Annotated in this window: 16 protein-coding genes; 11 read left to right on the forward strand and 5 right to left on the reverse strand. The window is 44.3% G+C overall.

Features of this window, described 5'->3' with window-relative positions:
* The first annotated feature begins 24 nt into the window (after positions 1-24).
* From znuA to ACZ5ZC_RS12165, 5 genes are all read left to right on the forward strand, one after another.
* A complete protein-coding gene (gene znuA, locus ACZ5ZC_RS12145; RefSeq protein ID WP_046874248.1) occupies positions 25-912 on the forward strand; it encodes a zinc ABC transporter substrate-binding protein ZnuA in 888 nt (295 codons plus the stop codon).
* Between the two features lie 201 nt (positions 913-1,113).
* Positions 1,114-4,491: a helix-turn-helix domain-containing protein gene (locus ACZ5ZC_RS12150; RefSeq protein WP_464931940.1), complete on the forward strand. Its 3,378-nt coding sequence runs from the start codon at positions 1,114-1,116 to the stop codon at positions 4,489-4,491.
* An 828-nt stretch (positions 4,492-5,319) separates the two neighbouring features.
* Complete coding sequence (locus ACZ5ZC_RS12155) at positions 5,320-5,547, forward strand: FeoA family protein (RefSeq protein ID WP_005382190.1); 228 nt, start codon at positions 5,320-5,322, stop codon at positions 5,545-5,547.
* Positions 5,547-7,823, forward strand: a complete 2,277-nt coding sequence (feoB, locus tag ACZ5ZC_RS12160) for a Fe(2+) transporter permease subunit FeoB (RefSeq protein WP_268979816.1) — start codon at positions 5,547-5,549, stop codon at positions 7,821-7,823. The genes ACZ5ZC_RS12155 and feoB overlap by 1 nt, the downstream gene beginning before the upstream one ends.
* A complete protein-coding gene (locus ACZ5ZC_RS12165; protein ID WP_005396058.1) occupies positions 7,820-8,050 on the forward strand; it encodes a FeoC-like transcriptional regulator in 231 nt (76 codons plus the stop codon). The genes feoB and ACZ5ZC_RS12165 overlap by 4 nt, the downstream gene beginning before the upstream one ends.
* A gap of 93 nt (positions 8,051-8,143) precedes the next feature.
* Here the strand turns inward: ACZ5ZC_RS12165 and ACZ5ZC_RS12170 are convergent, their stop codons facing one another.
* Together ACZ5ZC_RS12170 and argS are read right to left on the reverse strand one after the other, a co-directional pair.
* Positions 8,144-8,572, reverse strand: a complete 429-nt coding sequence (locus ACZ5ZC_RS12170; RefSeq protein ID WP_012842045.1) for an HIT family protein — start codon at positions 8,570-8,572, stop codon at positions 8,144-8,146.
* A 126-nt stretch (positions 8,573-8,698) separates the two neighbouring features.
* Positions 8,699-10,432, reverse strand: a complete 1,734-nt coding sequence (gene argS / locus ACZ5ZC_RS12175; protein WP_170892663.1) for an arginine--tRNA ligase — start codon at positions 10,430-10,432, stop codon at positions 8,699-8,701.
* Positions 10,433-10,652: 220 nt separating this feature from the next.
* On the opposite strand from argS, the gene ACZ5ZC_RS12180 reads away from it, so the two are divergent.
* Complete coding sequence (locus tag ACZ5ZC_RS12180; protein ID WP_243327079.1) at positions 10,653-11,249, forward strand: VOC family protein; 597 nt, start codon at positions 10,653-10,655, stop codon at positions 11,247-11,249.
* Positions 11,250-11,321: 72 nt separating this feature from the next.
* On the opposite strand, the gene ACZ5ZC_RS12185 is transcribed toward ACZ5ZC_RS12180, so the two are convergent.
* The 3 genes from ACZ5ZC_RS12185 to purU all read right to left on the reverse strand — a co-directional run bounded on the left by ACZ5ZC_RS12185 (position 11,322) and on the right by purU (position 14,348).
* Positions 11,322-11,690 (reverse strand): hypothetical protein, encoded by a 369-nt coding sequence (locus tag ACZ5ZC_RS12185; protein WP_054867850.1) that lies wholly within the window; start codon positions 11,688-11,690, stop codon positions 11,322-11,324.
* Between the two features lie 4 nt (positions 11,691-11,694).
* Complete coding sequence (locus tag ACZ5ZC_RS12190; protein ID WP_253651724.1) at positions 11,695-13,296, reverse strand: trypsin-like serine protease; 1,602 nt, start codon at positions 13,294-13,296, stop codon at positions 11,695-11,697.
* Between the two features lie 218 nt (positions 13,297-13,514).
* Positions 13,515-14,348 carry a formyltetrahydrofolate deformylase gene (gene purU, locus ACZ5ZC_RS12195; protein ID WP_005382206.1) on the reverse strand — a complete coding sequence of 278 codons (834 nt, stop codon included), beginning with the start codon at positions 14,346-14,348 and terminating at the stop codon, positions 13,515-13,517.
* Between the two features lie 218 nt (positions 14,349-14,566).
* Here purU and ACZ5ZC_RS12200 point away from each other — a divergent pair, with 218 nt between their 5' ends.
* From ACZ5ZC_RS12200 to ACZ5ZC_RS12220, 5 genes are read left to right on the forward strand one after another with little or no spacing between them, the layout of a single operon-like run.
* Positions 14,567-16,507 carry an ATP-dependent DNA helicase gene (locus ACZ5ZC_RS12200; protein WP_005382210.1) on the forward strand — a complete coding sequence of 647 codons (1,941 nt, stop codon included), beginning with the start codon at positions 14,567-14,569 and terminating at the stop codon, positions 16,505-16,507.
* 29 nt (positions 16,508-16,536) lie between these two features.
* Complete coding sequence (gene tsaB / locus ACZ5ZC_RS12205) at positions 16,537-17,238, forward strand: tRNA (adenosine(37)-N6)-threonylcarbamoyltransferase complex dimerization subunit type 1 TsaB (RefSeq protein WP_054867851.1); 702 nt, start codon at positions 16,537-16,539, stop codon at positions 17,236-17,238.
* A gap of 60 nt (positions 17,239-17,298) precedes the next feature.
* Positions 17,299-17,604: a hypothetical protein gene (locus tag ACZ5ZC_RS12210; RefSeq protein ID WP_012842040.1), complete on the forward strand. Its 306-nt coding sequence runs from the start codon at positions 17,299-17,301 to the stop codon at positions 17,602-17,604.
* A gap of 41 nt (positions 17,605-17,645) precedes the next feature.
* Positions 17,646-18,203, forward strand: a complete 558-nt coding sequence (locus ACZ5ZC_RS12215; RefSeq protein WP_237283698.1) for a Slp family lipoprotein — start codon at positions 17,646-17,648, stop codon at positions 18,201-18,203.
* A gap of 6 nt (positions 18,204-18,209) precedes the next feature.
* Positions 18,210-19,064 (forward strand): alpha/beta fold hydrolase, encoded by an 855-nt coding sequence (locus ACZ5ZC_RS12220; RefSeq protein WP_006743344.1) that lies wholly within the window; start codon positions 18,210-18,212, stop codon positions 19,062-19,064.
* Positions 19,065-19,141: the final 77 nt, after the last annotated feature.

Genomic DNA, 19,141 nt, shown 5'->3' on the forward strand with positions numbered 1-19,141 from the left:
CTACACCATATCCCAAGTAAAACTATGAAAAGAGCATTAATTCTTGCTGCGTCAGCGATGCTAACGTTGCCAGCACACGCAGTAACGGTACTAACGAGTATCAAACCTATTCAGTTATTAGTGACAGAACTTACTCAAGGTGTGACTTCGCCAGATGTATTACTGCAGTCCAACACTTCACCCCATGATTACGCTTTACGCCCATCGGATGTTAAGAAAATCGCTTCTGCTGATTTAGTTATTTGGTACGGACATGATCTAGAACCGTTTCTGGAAAAAGTCGTGTCAGACAGATCGAATATTCTGACTATTAGTCAAATTCCAGATCTAGATTTGCGTGAGTTTGATAGTGAGCACAATCATGACCATGATGGCCACGATCATGGTTCACATGATCCGCACTTTTGGTTAGGTGTAAGTCAAGCACAACAAGTTGCCAAGGCTGTCGTGAATCAACTGGGATCACTTGATCCGGAAAATGCAGCACAGTACCAAGAAAACCTTAAAAAATTTGAAACTGAGCTCAGCCAGACGGACCTAGAGATCAAGAAGAAATTATCGCCAGTGAAAGACAAAGGTTACTTTGTGTTTCACGATGCTTATGGTTATTTCGAAGAGCGTTATGAGTTAAATCAAATGGGGCACTTCACCGTGAGCCCGGATCGTAAGCCGGGCGCAAAAACCTTAATCCAAATTCGTCAAAAGTTAAGTTCAGGAGATGTAGCCTGCGTGTTTTCTGAACCTCAGTTTACTCCAGCTGTCGTTCAGAGCGTGATGCGAGGTAGCAAAGTTGCCAAAGGTGAACTTGACCCATTAGGGAGCACAATTGAAGCAAAACCGGGCAGTTACTTTACTTTTCTCAACAATATGGCGAATAATTTTGAGCAGTGCTTGAGCCAAAAGACGGATTAAGTAGTGTTGTTGTGTAGGAATAGTCCTTTTAACGTGATCCAGTAGTAAGAATTACAACCTTTGGCAAGGCGAGCCTTTTCTCAAACAGTAATTGAGATATCATTATCAATAATTAGCAGCTCAAAATAACCGTATAAGTCCATGCTGTAGAAGATATGGACGGTGAGCGCCGAGCACAAATTGATATAAAAGGTTTTCGTCTTGCTACGCCAATTAGCCCTTGTCTTGTTGGGCTTTTTCCTATCTTTCCAAGCATTTGCTCTTCATAATGCGAATGCCATCTTTTACCCTTTGCCGACTCAGGTTAAGGGTACTTTTATTGCGGCTAAAAAATTGTTCTTGGGTGAGCAAGGGGGCTTGTGGATTCACGACGTGCATGGGCGGGTGTTGTTTTATGATGGCCAAAATATCCTACCTAAATCAGGCAGTTTTTTACAAACGTCTGCCAAGCAACTGGCTTATCATGAAGGCTCGTTCTGGACCTTTGTTGAGAATGAGGTGTATCAAACTTATCCAAATCAAGAAAGACGTTTAGTCTTTAGCTTAAACCCCGGGTCGCAAATAAGAAAAATCGGTTCTTCTGAAGATTATATTTGGGTTAGTGATGGCGCACATTTCTATACTTACAACATCGATACTAGCGAGTTAAAGTCCTTTTCTTTGTTGCAGCTCTATCAACATAGCAACAATAGCTATGTTTATATTAACGATGCAGTTCTGCTCGAAGAGAAGTGGGCACTTGCTACAACTTCTGGCTTTTATCTTTCAGAAGGAGATAAGTTTGACCATGTAGTCGCTTCAGGTCAGAACTACATTGAAAAGATCTACTACTCACACACGCGCAGAGAAATTCTGGTAGGAACGTTGCGTGGGGCATTAATTTTCAATATTTATCAACCTGATAAAGAGGTGATTAAGATTGGCGGCTCTCATGTGTTGACTTTCGCTGAGACAAATCAAGAGTACTGGGTGGGGACTGAGCATGGTCTGTATTTATACTCATTCTTGTCAGGCGAAGTGACAGAAGTCGAGCCTGCAAGCTTTCTTGAACTGGAGCTGGATAATACAAAGATCTATTCGCTACTGAGTGACAACATGGGAGGGATGTGGATCGCGACTAACCAAGGCATTCGCTATTACTCCTTGTTTAGTAAAAAGTTTGAACGAGTAACCTTCAGTAGTTACGACTCGCAAACCTTATCAGGGCGAATTCGACAAACCTCCACAGGACCTGATGATGCGCTTTGGTTCGCGGATGACCGAAAGCTTTATCGGACAGGTGAGAGTGGCAACATCAAAGTCTTGGAGCTTGATTCGCAGATCAATGAATTTGCATTTCAAGGTGGGATGCTTTGGCTTGCGACCTCTAAAGGGCTCGAAATATTCGAGCTGAATGGTCTTAACAAAGTGACATTTCCTTATTTACAGGTTATGGCTGGACACGGAGTGGAGCATGTGACTGTAGATGGTAATGAGCGTCTCTGGGTATCAAGCGGATACCATCTTTACAATGTTGATATAACCAAGCAAAGCGTAAGAAATTTTGGAAGTGAGTGGCTAGTAAGTCAGTACTTACCAGCTAAGGTTACGCGTTTATACGACACTGAAGATTCTCTATTGATAGGGACCGATCATGGGATTTATCAATACAGCAATGAAAACATCCAGTTCATCCGCTATTCCGAAAAATTTGGTGAATCATTAGACATGGTCACGGCGGTTGATGGCAGTCAGTGGTTTGCGTCATCTTACGGCGTTTTTAAAACGATTAAAGGAAGTAACGAGAAACATGTTGTTGAAATGAGTGTGTCCAACGCGCGACCTGCTTGCTTGATCAGAGACAGGCAAGGTGTGTGGTTAGCCTCTTCTGTCGGATTAAGCTATTACCACCTTTCGGGTGAATTAGTGAAACATTATTCATCGGCGTCTGGCTTAATGAACAACGAGTTTCTACCAGGAATCTGCAGTGTTATACAGCAAAAAGAAGGTGGTGAGCGAGAGCTCGTCCTAGGGTCGAAATACGGGTTGGTAAAAGCTGAAGCATCCAAGCTGCTTGTGTCCAACCCTCCAGAGTCGAAGTTTATCGTGAGCCAAGTTGTGCTTGAAAACGAGATTCTACAAGTTGGTAGCGCCGATTTGAATGGCATAAAATTACCGTATGGCTCTTCTCTAAGTTTCTTATTTGGCGTGATGCCAAAACCAGACAGCCAAAATTTGTATTATCGATTGAATAGCGATGATCCTTGGCAAGCGCTAGAGGGAGGCCAACTGACTCTAGAGCATCTCAATTCCGGTGAATACCATCTACAGGTAAGTAATGAGTCTCAAGTCGCTGCTGGATTGGTTGGGCTCGAGTCATATTTTATTGTGCTTAATCCTTGGTATTTATCGCAACTCGCAATTTTAGGTTTTGTGGTCGCGAGTATTGCCATGGTTGCACTACTTATGTACTGGCGTTCTCGCTATGTTGTACAGGCTAACCGTGATTTAGCTGCGCAAGTGACACTCAAAACTAACCAGTTGAGGCATCAAAGCCGAGTGTTGTTGACGAGTAACCAACAGCTACGTAAACAGATTCAAGTCAGAAACCTGTTGGTTGATCACGTGGCGCAATCTATTAAGTCCAGTGTGGATTTTATAGCGTCAAAATTACCCATACCTTTGGATGCAGCTACGGAAGATCATCTGGCGAAAACGACATGGCAATTAAATGAGTTAAAAAGTGTTCCTGGCGAAGCTAGCGGCGGTAGTCACAATTACAATTTGAGTCAGATAACTCAATCGGTGGTTGATGTATGGCAAGATGATTTTGCGAAGGCTGGGATTATGGTGGAGCTTGAAGATGAGAGAAAAACAAGTCGAATTGCTCTGGAAAGCTTTAACCTTGATGTTATCTTCAACAGCATTTTTGCCAATATCATCAAGCGTTCTTTCCGAGGCCAAACGGTGAGAATCATGCTAGAAGAGGGCAATGATATTGTTTCATTGAGTTTTCTTGATTATGGGACGCAACTGCCTAATAAAGTGACGACCGGGCGTCCATCTAATATGAACCACTCTGAATTGAGTATTGATCATCTTGCCCAGTTAGTGACAACGAGTGGAGGATACTTGGCGGTGTTTACTTCCGACGCTCAAAATAAAATCGAAATTACATGGCCAACTGCGAAGGAGATGAGTTATGTGGATGAATCTCTGCAAGAGTTTGAGTCTGAACCTATCGTCGAAGATAAAGTGACCCCAGAGAAAGAGTGGTTGCAAAAAGTCTATCAGCTGGTGGCTGAGCACTACCATGACCCTGAGTTTGGTACTGCTTTAGCGGCTAAAATGCTGTTCATGTCAGAACGCTCTTTACAGAGGCGCTTTAAATCAGCCTCGTCAAGAACGTTAAAAGATTATGTAACCGAAGTTCGTTTAGAAACGGCGTGTGAGCAGTTATTAGCGGGCGAGAAAATCAGCGAAGTAGCGTTTAACTGCGGCTTTAATGATCCTTCTTACTTTAGCCAAAAGTTTAAATTGCATTTTGGTTTGCCTCCTTCCAAGTTTGCTTTGACTCAAGAAAGCCAAGAAACCAACTAAAAAACCTCATTACACACTCCCTAGTGAATATTCAAAAGACTGGGGAGCTGCTTATAGTGCTCTACTATTGCTAGAGCTACCAATGCAGTGATTCTCATTGCTTCTTCATCACATCTAGCCTACAAATCCATTCTCAATACGTAAGCACGGTCACGCTCTATCTGTTAGTAGCGCTGTTCTTAGCTATAACCATACATGGCTTAAGAGGACGGATTTACCTACGGCGACAAATATATGAATGGTTGTATTTTTGTATCTAGAGTGCGTTGGTTCATTTGAGTAGTGGGGGGATGCGAAATTCGTGAAAACAGAACTGTGCTGAAAAGGTGGATAAGATAAAGAGTTTAGAGAGAGATGAAAAAAAATATCGTGGTATAGCCGGGGGGACTATACCACGGGTGTCAATGACACCTTCGCTTGCTGCCGGAGTGACATGTTGCCATGCCACCTCTGGAATTCATTTGAGAGGTTGCCCTCTCGATGGAGTAACTATACGAGAGGTTACTTATTTTTCTTATAAAAATAACGCCATGTTGATATGAGAAAAACGACAAAGTTTTAAATGTCATATAACTTGTTGTTTTGTGTGGAAATTTTTATCTTTACCATTTATTTGTGACATTTTTATTTCATTGGTCGTGATTTTTAATTGTTAATTTTGACGTAAATAACGAGAGGAAATTTACGGAGTTTACGTTTGAAAGCATGAAAACATTTATGAAATCTTTGATTTCACACAAGGATTGAAGGGTTATAGGAGAGTAATATTGGCAGCCTAAACTTATTAAATAATAATATTTCTCATTAGCAATACTCTTAAGGGCCACTATGAAGTTATCAGAGATTAATCCTGGCGATACGGTGACGATTCGGTTGTTAGATGGTCTTTCATCAGATATCAGAAAGAAACTCATGGTAATGGGGCTGCTTCCCAATACAGAAGTCAAAGTGATTCGACGTGCTCCAATGGGCGATCCTTTACAAGTCGAAGTCCGTGGTGTGTCTGTCGCATTGCGAGAAACCATTGCTCAGAAAATTGAAGTGGAGCGAGTGTAATGCAATATCAAGTGCTTACCGTAGGTAATCCTAATAGTGGTAAAACGACGCTATTTAATGGTTTGACTGGCGCAAAACAGCAAGTTGGTAACTGGGCAGGCGTCACCGTTGAAAAGAAAACGGGACAATTCAAACATGCGGGTGACGAGTTTTTGCTCACTGACCTTCCTGGTATTTACTCGTTAGACAGTGGTAATGATAGCAATAGTATTGACGAATCCATTGCATCGCGTGCGGTTCTAACTCATCCTGCCGATCTCATTATCAACGTGGTTGATGCCACGAGTTTAGAGCGCAGCTTATATATGACGTTACAACTTCGCGAACTTGGCCGTCCTATGATTGTTGTTCTCAACAAAATGGATGCACTAAAACGTGAACGTCAAATGATTAACGTTTCAGAGCTTGAGAAAACATTAGGTTGTCCTGTAGTAAGTTTATCTGCAACCAATAAAACTCAAGTTGCAGAGTTTAAAGAAAAACTTCATAAGTCCATTGTTCAAGGGGTCGCGCTTAAAGAGCTATCTTTGCATTACGGTGAAAAGATGGAGTCGGCGATTCAAACTGTTTCCGCACTTTTTAACGATCAAACCGTCGCCCATCGTGCATTAGCGATTCGTGCGCTTGAAAAAGACACGATGGTTCTCAATAGCCTTTCCGATATTGATAGAAGCAAAGTATTGGAAGTCACTGCGACTTTAGACTTGGATATCGATTTGCATGTCGCGGATACCAAGTACACATACCTGCATGAACAGTGTAAAAAAGTTCGTCGAAGCGAAGGCAAATTAAGCCGTAGTGTGACTGAAAAACTCGACCAGTTTATTTTGAACAAGTGGATTGGGATCCCATTCTTCTTTGTTGTTATGTACTTGATGTTTATGTTCTCGATTAACATCGGTAGTGCATTTATCGACTTTTTTGACATTGGTGTAGGCGCATTGCTGGTTGATGGTGGACACCACTTATTAGATGGTCACCTCCCCGTATGGCTAGTTACGGTGATTGCTGATGGTTTAGGCGGCGGTATTCAAACAGTTGCGACCTTTATCCCGGTCATAGCGTGTTTGTACTTATTCCTTGCTGTGCTTGAGAGCTCGGGTTACATGGCACGTGCTGCGTTTGTGCTTGATAAAGTGATGCAGAAAATCGGCTTGCCGGGTAAAGCGTTTGTCCCTTTGGTTCTAGGTTTTGGCTGTAACGTTCCGTCGATCATGGCAACGCGCACGCTAGACCAAGAGCGTGAGCGCAAGTTGGCTGCGTCGATGGCACCGTTTATGTCATGTGGTGCTCGCTTGCCTGTGTACGCTTTATTTGCTGCCGCTTTTTTCCCAGGCTCTGGTCAAAACATTGTGTTTGCACTTTACCTACTTGGTATTGTCGCCGCGGTGTTTACCGGTTTGTTCCTCAAGCACACGCTGTATCCTGGCAGCAGTGATAGCTTGGTGATGGAAATGCCTGACTATGAGCTTCCGACATTGCAGAACGTCGTGATCAAAACTTGGCAAAAACTTAAGCGGTTTGTATTGGGTGCAGGTAAAACCATCGTAGTGGTTGTTGCTATCTTGAGCTTCCTCAACTCGCTAGGAACTGACGGTACATTCGGTAATGAAGACAGTGATAAATCGGTTCTATCAAAAGCCGCTCAGGTTGTGACGCCAGTGTTTGCACCAATTGGTATTCAAGAGGATAACTGGCCAGCAACGGTTGGTATTATTACTGGTATCTTCGCGAAAGAGGCAGTCGTGGGCACATTGAACAGCTTATATACTACGCCAACCGATGGAGAGGATGCAGAATTTGATCTTATGGGTAGCCTAGAAGAAGCTGTGATGAGCATTCCTGAAAACCTAGCAGGGCTGAGCTATTCTGATCCTCTGGGGATTGACGTCGGTGATTTAGCAGATTCTCATGCAGTCGCAGAGGAGCAAGAAATTGATGAATCGATCTTTGGTAACATAAAAGAGAAATTTGTTTCTGGTCATGCTGCTTTTGCGTACCTAGTTTTTATCTTACTTTACACTCCTTGTGTGGCTGCGATGGGTGCCTATGTTCGAGAATTCGGCAATAACTTTGCGCGCTTTATAGCGGTATGGACAATGGGGCTCGCGTACTTGAGTGCGACTTTCTATCATCAGCTTATGCATTTCGCTGATAGCCCTATCACCAGCGGCGTTTGGATTGCCATAATTATTGCGATTTTCTTTGGCACGTACCGCGTTTTCAAGCGCGTAGGCAAGAAACATCAAGGCGAGTTTGAGGCGCAAGTCGTATGATTTTAAAAGAGCTTTATCAATATATTGCCGAAAAAGGAACGGTTTCCCAATCTGAGCTAGCAAAACAGTTCGGAATGAGTGAAGACGGTGCAGACGCCATGTTAAGTGTATGGATTAACAAAGGTCGCATTTCTCGCTTGGTAGATACAAATAAAGCTCATCATATAACGCGAATACGCTATGCAGTCACAAAGCACGATGGTTTGTCACTTACCGTGACCATGTAGTAGGAGCAATGAACCATCGCGCACAAACAACAAAGCCGCATCAGCAATGATGCGGCTTTTTACTTTCTACCTGAATTAAAAGTTATATAACGGTTACGCTTTACGGAAGATAGAGCTTAACGACAACACATTACGAATTCGGTTAAGAATCTCTTCTTGTTCTTCGTCAGTACGAAACTCTCCTTTTGTATTCCCCCAAACTGGTCCTGGCCATGCCATATCGTCTTTAAAGCGCGCAATATGGTGAATGTGCAGCTGTGGCACCATGTTACCTAGGGCGCCAAGGTTTAACTTGTCTGGGCGGAATGTCGCTTCGAGTGCTTGGCTTACCGCTTGAGATTCGAGCAAAAACTGTTGTTGCTCTTGCATTGGCAAGTGGTGTAGCTCTTTCAAATTTTCGCGTTTAGGCACCAAGATAACCCATGGCACAGCATTATCTTTATGAAGAAGCGCGACGCAAAGTGGGAAGTGACCAATCACCGAAGTGTCTTTTGCCAATTGAGGATGAAGTTCAAAACTCATTATTGCTGTCCGATTAATTTTTAGTTTGAATTAGTATACGACAGATAAAACAAAAGGTTGGCGCTTTCACGTCAACCTTCGTCATCATTTAGCTTGTGCTACTTAAGCTAACTACGTAAAAGCGGATTACATACGCTCTAGAGTATCGATACCCAGTAGAGACAGACCTTGCTTGATGGTCTTCGCTGTTAGCGCAGCTAGTTTCAGACGGCTTTGTTTCACTGCTTCGTCTTCAGCAACTAGGATAGGGCACGCTTCGTAGAAGCTAGAGAACTGACCTGCTAGTTCGAATAGGTAGCTACACATGATGTGTGGTTGGCCTTCGCGAGCAACAGATTGCACCGCTTCTTCGAACTGCATAAGTTTAGCAATAAGTGCTTTCTCTTTCTCATCAGTGATTTTGATGTCACCTTGGAGAGCATCCATAGCAACACCAGCTTTAGCGAAAATTGAAGCTACACGAGTGTATGCATATTGCATGTATGGTGCTGTGTTGCCTTCAAACGCTAACATGTTGTCCCAATCGAACACGTAGTCAGTCGTACGGTGTTTAGATAAGTCAGAGTATTTAACCGCTGCCATTGCAACTGTTTTAGAGATCTTCTCTTTTTCTTCCGCATCTAGTTCAGGGTTTTTAGATTCGATCAGCTGTGCTGCGCGAACTTCTGCTTCATCCAGAAGATCTGCCAAACGAACGGTACCACCCGCACGAGTCTTGAATGGCTTTCCGTCTTTACCCAGCATCATGCCGAACGCGTGGTGCTCAAGAGATACAGACTCAGGCACATAGCCCGCTTTACGAACAATCGTCCAAGCTTGCATTAGGTGCTGGTGTTGACGTGAGTCGATGAAGTAAAGCACACGGTCTGCGCTTAGCTCTTCATAACGATATTTTGCACATGCGATGTCTGTTGTTGTGTATAGGAAACCGCCATCGCGTTTTTGAACGATAACGCCCATTGGTTCGCCATCTTTGTTCTTGTATTCATCTAGGAATACAACTTGCGCGCCATCATCTTCAACGGCAAGGCCTTGTTCTTTTAGGTCTGCAACGATCTTAGGAAGCATGTCGTTGTACATGCTTTCGCCCATTACGTCGTCACGAGTCAGTGACACGTTTAGACGGTCGTAGTTGCGCTGGTTTTGGATCATGGTTACATCAACGAGTTTTTTCCACATTTCTGCACAGTACTCGTCACCGCTTTGCAGTTTTACCACGTAGTTTCGCGCCTTTACTGCGAACTCTTCATCTTCATCGTACAGCTTTTTAGACTCACGGTAGAAGCCTTCAAGGTCCGCAAGTTCCATAGAAACTTCGCCAGACTCTTGTTGTACACGCTCAAGGTTTGCGATAAGCATTCCGAACTGAGTACCCCAGTCGCCGATGTGGTTCGCGCGGATCACTTTGTGACCTAAGAACTCAAGCGTACGTACCACTGCATCACCGATGATGGTTGAACGCAGGTGACCTACGTGCATTTCTTTTGCTACGTTTGGTGCAGAGTAGTCGGCAACGATGGTTTGCGCTTCTTCTTTAGCTACGCCAAGACGTTCGTCTGTTAGCGCCGCGTCGGCTTGTTTCGCAAGGAACTCTTCGCTTAGGAAAATGTTGATGAAACCAGGGCCAGCGATTTCTGTTTTGCTCGCAATACCATCTAGGTCTAGAACATCCAGTACTTTCTGTGCAAATTCTCGTGGGTTAGTACCCAGTTTTTTAGCAACGCCCATTACGCCGTTTGCTTGGTAATCACCAAATTGTGGCTTTGCTGATTGGCGAACGGCTGCAGGACTGCCTGCAGGTGCGCCAGCGGCTTCTAGAGCCTGAGATACTTTGTCATTAATAAGTGCTTGGATATTCACACGCGTTTCCTTCAATTCAAGGACAAAGAACTCGGCAATATGTACGCCGAGCTCTGTTAGAGTTCACAAAAATGGGGCTAATCATAACAACTTTATTGCTTTTCATACAGAGATGAATAGGCGAAATTTTTACTTTTTCGATTGAATGGAAATGTGGCTTAGTTTGCGTTTACTATTGCGCTCAAAGTAATGAGATAAATCGCCCCATAAGAGACCCACAATGACGACTCAACTAGTTGAAAAGCGCCTAACGCCTGAATTGATGATCCAAGATCTGGACGCATTTATGGCGAAGATTGAAGAGCTTGCAACCCTGTTAAAACTGGATCTGAGCTTTGCTCAAGCTGACCATATTGCGCTGCGTATTAATGATACTGAAACAGCGAAAGCCGCGCATGAAGCATGGAATCAATACGGTAAGGTGATTTCACAAGCGAAAATAAACGGTCGCCCAATCATCGTTATCGAATTCGACAAAGCGTTGGAAAGCCGTGGCTGGAAGATTGAGTGTCTGGAGCTGCCATACCCTGCGGAAGGCAAAATCTACCCAAATGAAAGCTGGGAACATGTGGAGTTTGTGATTCCGTCTCATGCCGAAACCGCAGATGAGTTTCTTGCTGATTTGAAACACACTTACCCAGCGTTTGGCGCGCGTTTTGATGAGTTAAAAGAGCTGGGTGTGAAGATCAAATTGTCGAGCCCGAAAGGGGAAGGCGAACGCTTGAACAACCCAACCGTGGCGTTTAAGTACCAAGGCATTTGTATCAAGCTGCACCCGCATTCACTTAAGCGTATTGTGGAGTCTGAGCAGGCGTAAAACGCTAGAGTGAAAATTGCTGAGTTGCGAGAGGCAAAAAGGGAGCCGAGGCTCCCTTTCGTAAGCGAATCACTATTTAGCCGGTGACTTGCTTTTTGGGTTGGTAATGGAAAGCTTTTTGCCTTTCAACTCTTCGTCTAGAGTTAGTGTGAAAGTCTTTGGAAACGGCATTCGTTTACAATGATCCACTTTGTTCCTGACGATTGTGAGCAGGGCTTCCGTTGAAGAGTTTTGCTCTATTTTTAAGCTAAAGTCATCGTTCTTACTGCAGCCATTAGACTCGGCGATAAATGAAATTTGACTATCGATAGTTCGGTACGCTTCTACCATGATTGCTTGGTGTTCAGACTCTTGACCTTGCTGCATTTCTGTATTTGCCGAGCAAGCGACTAAGCTGATTGAGCTCAAACCAAGCAGCATTGTTTTGAGTATATATTGCATCTTGTTATCCTTTTTTGCGACGTAGGAAAGGACCTGCAGCTAGCAGCATTAATAGGCTAATTGAGAAGCTGCCGCCTGAACTCGATGTTTTGGTTACGCTGCTCTCGCTATTGTTATCTGAACTAACTGACATCTTGATATTGCGAATATACGCTTGCGCGTTGTAACCACCGCTAAACTCGTAGTTTTTCAGATAAGCAAAAGTAACCGTGTTTGACTTCCGGTAAAGATCGATAGAAAGTTCATTGTACTCAAGAAGCTGGCGAGTGTAGTCATACTCTTGGCCATTGACGTAAACGACAAAAACATCGAAACCATCTGACAAGACTTTAAAGTCCATTGATAGTTTGCCTTTTGGAAGATCGGTTAAATGCAAGATGGATGCACCAGTAGACATTCCCATTTCTGCTGACTGAAGTTCACCATTTTCAGCGGTCCAAGCGTGTTCATTGGTGTACACGTTTGCGCCAGCTAGCGTAACGGCACTGCTCAATGAGCTGCTTGCTTTATCAATACCACTATATATTAAGGTAGTCGAAAGTTTAGATAGTTTCGGATGATCAGTAGAGACTTCAATCGTTTCAACTGAGTGCGAGTAGCTTGGGTAGTAGCCTACCGTAATTTGACAGCTTTGAGATGGTGCCAGTGTCGCAGTACAGGTATTTTTGGCGAGGCTGATTCCGCTTGTTAGGGTAACGCCCGTGATGTTAATTGGCGTATTCACCTCGTCATTACGAATAGTAAAGGTCTCTTGCTGCGCTTTTCGCTCAACGAAATGAAGATCTCGATACTGAGTGTAGCTGATAGTATTACGATGACTATCTATCCAGCCGTTGTGCTGAAAATGAGCGACGTTTGCGTAAACACCATAAGCATTTGGTTGAGCACATCCGTCACCCCAACTGACCACCCCTAATAATTTGTTGATGCCGTTATCGTCAACGATGAGCGGACCGCCGCTATCTCCTTGGCAGCTATCTTTACCTCCCCAATAGTATCCGGCGCAAATGCCGTCATCTGATACATTAGAGTAGTTTCCTGGTAGGTTTTGGCAGGTAGCTCGATCTACGTATTCCAAATCTACTTGTTGTAAAACGGTTGGGTATATTCTGTCTGTCGTGGACGTATTTCCCCATCCAGCCACATGCAACTTGTCTCCCACACGTACGCTATCTAAAAGTTCTGGCGTTGCCAGATCAATAGTTGCGCTATCGACATTGCGTTCTAATTCGATAAGAGCGATGTCATTGTTCGTTGTATTACTGTTATATGCAGTATGCGAGTAGATATTGTTAACCGCGATGCGCTGCGCGTGAGACTCGTTGTTTTGATCATAAAGACCAAGAGCGATATCAATATCGTCCGCATTGAGACCTTCCACACAGTGTGCAGCAGTTAATACGTATTTTCCACCAAGGAAACTACCGCCACAGAAGTGACCAATAGATGTTGGCTGTCCTTTACGGACCAGTGAAGCAATAAACTTCCAGTCGGAAGTATTAGCTGGCTCGCCGCCAATAATGCGAGTGGATACATCATTCTGAACAGGCTTAAGAGTATCTGCGATTGTGGTTGCTGGCAAAGTCAGCCCAATCAGAAAAGCCACTAACGTTTTTTTCCTTTTAATTCCGTAATATTAACGTGGTTTATTATAAAGGGACCAAATGATAAACGGAATCATTCTCTCAGTAAATAATTGTAGTGAAATGAAAAATTATAATATATCGGTTTAATTTTGATGGTTAGAGTCGGGGGATATCCCTGAAAAGATGAAACCCGTCAAGTTGGACGGGTTTCATTCTCTTTGTAACTAGTGCGGAAGGATTACAGGATCACTGTTTTATTTCCATAAACAAAGACGTGGTCATTGATCACTTTATTCAAAGCCTTACTCAATACGTTCTTCTCTACATCGCGTCCTGCTTGCGCCATATCTTGGGCATTGAATGTATGGTCGACAGGAATTACGTCTTGCTTGATGATCGGCCCTTCATCTAAATCATTGGTCACGAAGTGTGCCGTTGCTCCGATGATTTTCACACCGCGATCGTAAGCTTGTTGATATGGCTTCGCGCCAATAAAAGCAGGTAAGAAGCTGTGATGAATATTAATGATTTTGTGGTGGTATTTCTCAACAAACGTAGGCGTCAATACGCGCATGTATTTAGCTAACACCAAAAAGTCAGCATCGTATTGATCGATCACTTCTAGCATCTTCTGCTCGTGTTCTTCACGGCTAAGGTTTTCATGGGTCACGTGGTGGTAAGGAATGTCGAAGCGCTCAGTGAGAGTTTGCAGTTTGTCGTAATTCCCCACCACAGCAGCGATCTCAACATCTAGGCTTCCATCGTAGGTTTTCATCAGAATATCGCCTAAACAATGCGCTTCTTTTGTGACGAGAATGACGATGCGCTTACGGCGAGAGCCAACCAATTTACGCTTAGCACCTTGCGGGAGTGCTTGGTCCAAATCGGCAAGAAACGTTTGATCGTTGAAGTATCCCTCCAACTCCGTTCTCATGAAAAAGTGACCACTGGTATTATCAACAAATTCGTTATTGTGAACGATGTTGAGTTGGTGCTTGTAACAGATATTAGTGATTTTCGAGATGAGACCCGGGGCGTCAGAACAGTGGGTCAACAGTGTTTTCTTTTCCATAAATCAGGTACTTCCATGCATTAATATTTTAGCGTACGAATTTGTTATTATTCCCTGGCGGGTGTAACTGTACTGCCATGTTTCACCATAAATAATCTATTCTTACGTTGGTTTCAACAAAATATCCGTGTGTCGCCGCAAGCTGGTCAGATTGTGGGCTGATGTCACTCCTATTCCTCTGATATACTCTCGATAATTTTTCATACTCAATACCAAGCATGATCGCAAAAACTTTTTCCTCTGATGGCGCATTAGGTAAGGCCATTCCGGGCTTTCAAGCTCGTCAGCCACAAATCGATATGGCGGAAGCCGTCAGCAGTGCGATCAAAGATCAAACCCAGTTGGTGGTGGAGGCAGGAACCGGAACCGGTAAGACCTTCGCATACCTAGTCCCTGCGCTGTTGAGTGGTAAAAAAGTGATCATCAGTACAGGCTCGAAAAACTTGCAAGAGCAGTTGTACCATCGGGACTTACCGCTTATGGTCAATGCGCTTGGTTTTTATGGCCAAGTGGCGTTATTAAAAGGGCGTTCTAATTATCTGTGTTTGGATCGTTTGAGCCGCCAAATGGTCGAAAGCCACACTAATGAATCTGACCCGACGTTATTAACTCAACTGGTTAAAGTGCGTGCTTGGTCATCAGAAACCAAAACAGGTGACCTTGGTGATTGTGATGATCTACCCGAAGACAGCATGATCATTCCGACCATCACTTCAACCAATGATAACTGTTTAGGTAAAGAGTGTCCGAGCTACACCGATTGCTTTGTATTGAAAGCGCGTAAGCGAGCCATGGATTCCGACATTGTTGTGGTGAACCATCACTTATTTCTTGCTGACTTAGCGATCAAAGAAACAGGATTTGGCGAACTGATTCCAGAAGCCGATGTGTTTATTTTTGATGAGGCTCATCAGTTGCCAGATATTGCGAGCGAATATTTCGGCCAGTCAGTTTCAAGCCGCCAAATTCACGATCTTGCCAAAGACATTGAAATAGCCTATCGCACCGAAGCAAAAGACATGCGCCAATTGCAAAAAGTGGGTGACAAACTCATGCAAAGCGCAATGGACATGCGGATTGTACTGGGTGAGCCTGGCTTTCGTGGCAACTGGCGTGAGGCGTTGCAATCAGGCTCTATTAAGCGAGAATTGTTGCGCTTAACTGATAGCCTCGAATTGGCGATTGATGTACTCAAAATAGCCTTAGGGCGCAGTCAATTACTGGATACCGCCTTTGAACGAGCCAATTTGATCAAAGGCCGCATCGACCGGGTATGTGATGTCGATATTACTGGTTACTCATACTGGTATGATACCTCGCCTCGTCATTTCGCTCTGCACATTACGCCTCTTTCTGTCGCGGACAAGTTCCATGAGCAAATAGAGATTAAACAAGGCGCGTGGATTTTCACGTCAGCAACCCTAGCCGTATCGGGCGACTTCAAGCACTTTACTGAGCGCCTTGGCCTCAAGCCTACAAAGCAATTTTCTCTGCCGTCCCCCTTTGATTATCAAAAACAAGCGCGCCTTTGTGTGCCAAGGTATTTGCCAGAGCCAAACAGTAACGGCTTAGCGGATAAGTTAGTCCGAATGCTTGCCCCGGTGATTGAAGAAAACGATGGTCGCTGCTTCTTTTTATGTACCTCGCACAGCATGATGCGTGAACTAGGTGAGAAGTTCCGAGAAGTACTTGAGCTGCCTGTGTTAATGCAAGGGGAGATGAGTAAGCAGAAAACCTTGGCGGAGTTTATGGAACTGGGTAACGCTTTACTCGTGGCGACAGGCGCTTTCTGGGAAGGGATTGATGTTAGAGGTGATGCGCTGAGCTGTGTTATTATCGACAAATTACCGTTTACCGCCCCTGACGATCCGTTACTCAAAGCCCGTATCGAGGATTGTCGATTACGTGGCGGTGAACCATTTGCTGAAGTACAAATCCCGGATGCAGTGATTACGTTAAAGCAGGGAGTAGGGCGATTAATTCGAGATCAGAAGGATCACGGTGCGTTGATCATTTGTGATAATCGCCTTGTCACGCGAGACTACGGTGGTATTTTCCTCGGAAGCCTACCACCTATCCCAAGAACGCGAGACTTAGATGGAATCAAAGCATTCCTGAAAGCAGAACAATCTGTCACAGACGCAAGTGCTGAGGCATAACCCAATAAATGAGAGTTGTAGAGAGTTAAATGAGCGCAAAAATTCTTGCTATCGATACAGCGACTGAAAACTGTTCAGTTGCGTTGTTGGCTAATGATCAAGTGATTTCACGTAGCGCGGTTGCACCACGCGATCACACCAAAAAAGTACTGCCAATGGTTGATGAAGTACTTAAAGAAGCTGGCCTGACTCTACAAGAGCTAGATGCGTTAGCGTTTGGACGTGGTCCAGGTAGCTTTACTGGCGTTCGTATCGGTATTGGTATCGCACAAGGTTTGGCGTTCGGTGCTGACTTACCTATGATCGGCGTTTCAACGCTGGCTGCGATGGCTCAAGGTAGCCATCGTTTACATGGTGTGACCAATGTCGCTGTTGCCATTGATGCACGTATGAGTGAAGTTTATTGGGCGCGCTATTCTCGTCAAGACAATGGTGAATGGGTTGGTATTGATGAAGAGTGTGTTATTCCACCAGCACGTCTAACTGAAGAAGCACAAGCAGACGACAAAACATGGACGACAGCAGGTACTGGTTGGGATGCCTACCAAGAAGTATTAGCAGACCTACCGTTTAATTTGACGCATGGTGACGTTCTGTACCCTGATTCACAAGACATCGTGATTCTTGCTGAACAAGAATTTAAAAAGGGTAATACTGTGCCGGTAGAAGATTCTAGCCCAGTTTATCTACGCGATAATGTGACATGGAAAAAACTTCCTGGTCGCGAATAGTCCGTTTTTCATTAACCTGACAAAAAGCAGGGCGTTTGCCCTGTATTTTTATGGAGTGCTATGGCGTCGATTAATGGCTTGCCTCCTTCTTTGATTCCCGGTGCAAATCGCACTAATAAAGTCAGCAAAAAGAAGCAGGTAGATAAATCACAAACAAAGCAGCCTGTAGGTCAGCCTTCAAAGGTTGCTAACGCTGTGGCGCACTCCATAAAGCACGTGGATGAGTCCCAAATTCACCGAGCTCAAGTGCAATATGACCTTCCTGAAGGGAGCGCACGTAAAGCAATGGAGCAGTACATGGATGTCATGAATCGAGCTAAAAAAGAGGAACTGGCTCAATTACTTGGTGTCGATATTTACGTGTGAGATCTCCCCTGCTTGGGGTTACTAATATTGAAAGGTGGTTTATGAAGGTTTTTGGACGGTTTTTTCTCGCATTATTTGCTACGGTTGGTTTGTCTGCGTGTAGCTCGTTGCCAGAGGAGCTAAATGCAAGCACAGAATTGGTCGTTACAGACTATAAAGCTTTTGCTGAGTCTCAGGGGCAAGTGAGTGAAGATGTTCGCCTTGGTGGAATCATCGCTAAAGTGGATAACTTTAAAGATAAAACCCGTCTAGAGATTGTAAACCTACCAATCAGTAAATCTGGTAAACCGGATATTGATGAAGAGCCTACGGGACGTTTTGTCGCCTATTTTGATGGCTATTTAGAGCCTGTCGCCTTTAGTGAAGGCCGTTTGGTGACGGTTGTAGGCAAAGGAGCAGGGGAAGAAGAAGGAAAGATCGGTGAGCACGGTTACATCTTCCCGATTATTAAGGGGGAAGGGTATCGTTTATGGAAAATTGAAGAACGTGTACGCATGTATGACTCGCCAACCTACTTTTACCCATGTTACTCGATTAACTGCCGCATGTGGCGTAATGATTTCCCACAAGACGGTAAAGTGATAAAACAGGTCAAATAATCTGCGATGCATGAGCGTCAATTCGAGCTTCCTGCCGGCAAAATGGCAGCCCTTGAGATAGGGAACGAGAAAACGGCTGACTTGTCAGTCGTTTTTCTTCATGGGTGGTTAGATAATGCGGGCAGCTTTAAAGCGCTCATGGAGCAGTTGAACCAACTTAATCCTCACTTACACCTCCTCGCCATCGATCATTTTGGTCACGGTTTATCGAGTCATAAATCTCACGATAACTATTACCCCTTTCACGACTATATTGCCGATTTATATCAGTTGTTGGACGAATTATCGCCAAACAGACTGATATTAGTAGGGCATTCACTTGGTGCTTTAATCGCAAGTTGCTATAGTGCTGCGTTTCCAGAGCAGGTCGAAGCTCTTGTGCAAATTGAGGGAGCAGGACCTCTTACTGAAGATCCTACTAACAGTTTGCCTCGTCTTCGCGATGGCGTTTTAAGTCGAATAAGACAGCAAAACAAGCCAGAGCGAGCCATTGCCTCCTTCGATCTGGCGTTAAAATTACGCGTGCAAGCCAACCAATTAACCGCTGAGCAGCTTCTGCCGATAGTCGAGCGAGGAACGGAGCAGCGAGGAGATAAATGGTATTGGCGGCATGACGCCAAGTTAAAATGTGCGTCGCTTTACCGAATGGCGCAAGCGCATGCTAACTCGATTACCAGCCAAATACGTTGTCCTCATTTGATCGTATTAGGCGATCAAGGATTTCAGAATTTACCATCTAACCAAGCTGATTGGGGAGAGAACCCGCCGCAAGTGGTTTCTGTCAAGGGTGGTCATCACTGTCATTTAGAGCAAATACTCGAGGTCGCAACGCGAATTCTTGGTGTAGTTAACAAAATTTAAACAAGTGTTTGAGAGTTGCGTGCTCAAGCACGTTCGCTGTGCTGTAATAGCTTTCAAAATAAAAAGGACGCTATTTT

The organism is Vibrio sp. JCM 18905 (assembly GCF_055393305.1).

Coding starts and splice junctions, on each gene's coding strand:
- znuA (WP_046874248.1), top strand. CDS start 25: ATGAAAAGAGCATTAATTCTTGCTGCGTCAGCGATGCTAACGTTGCCA.
- ACZ5ZC_RS12155 (WP_005382190.1), top strand. CDS start 5,320: ATGAAGTTATCAGAGATTAATCCTGGCGATACGGTGACGATTCGGTTG.
- feoB (WP_268979816.1), top strand. CDS start 5,547: ATGCAATATCAAGTGCTTACCGTAGGTAATCCTAATAGTGGTAAAACG.
- ACZ5ZC_RS12165 (WP_005396058.1), top strand. CDS start 7,820: ATGATTTTAAAAGAGCTTTATCAATATATTGCCGAAAAAGGAACGGTT.
- ACZ5ZC_RS12170 (WP_012842045.1), bottom strand. CDS start 8,572: ATGAGTTTTGAACTTCATCCTCAATTGGCAAAAGACACTTCGGTGATT.
- ACZ5ZC_RS12180 (WP_243327079.1), top strand. CDS start 10,653: ATGACGACTCAACTAGTTGAAAAGCGCCTAACGCCTGAATTGATGATC.
- ACZ5ZC_RS12185 (WP_054867850.1), bottom strand. CDS start 11,690: ATGCAATATATACTCAAAACAATGCTGCTTGGTTTGAGCTCAATCAGC.
- purU (WP_005382206.1), bottom strand. CDS start 14,348: ATGGAAAAGAAAACACTGTTGACCCACTGTTCTGACGCCCCGGGTCTC.
- ACZ5ZC_RS12200 (WP_005382210.1), top strand. CDS start 14,567: ATGATCGCAAAAACTTTTTCCTCTGATGGCGCATTAGGTAAGGCCATT.
- tsaB (WP_054867851.1), top strand. CDS start 16,537: ATGAGCGCAAAAATTCTTGCTATCGATACAGCGACTGAAAACTGTTCA.
- ACZ5ZC_RS12210 (WP_012842040.1), top strand. CDS start 17,299: ATGGCGTCGATTAATGGCTTGCCTCCTTCTTTGATTCCCGGTGCAAAT.
- ACZ5ZC_RS12215 (WP_237283698.1), top strand. CDS start 17,646: ATGAAGGTTTTTGGACGGTTTTTTCTCGCATTATTTGCTACGGTTGGT.
- ACZ5ZC_RS12220 (WP_006743344.1), top strand. CDS start 18,210: ATGCATGAGCGTCAATTCGAGCTTCCTGCCGGCAAAATGGCAGCCCTT.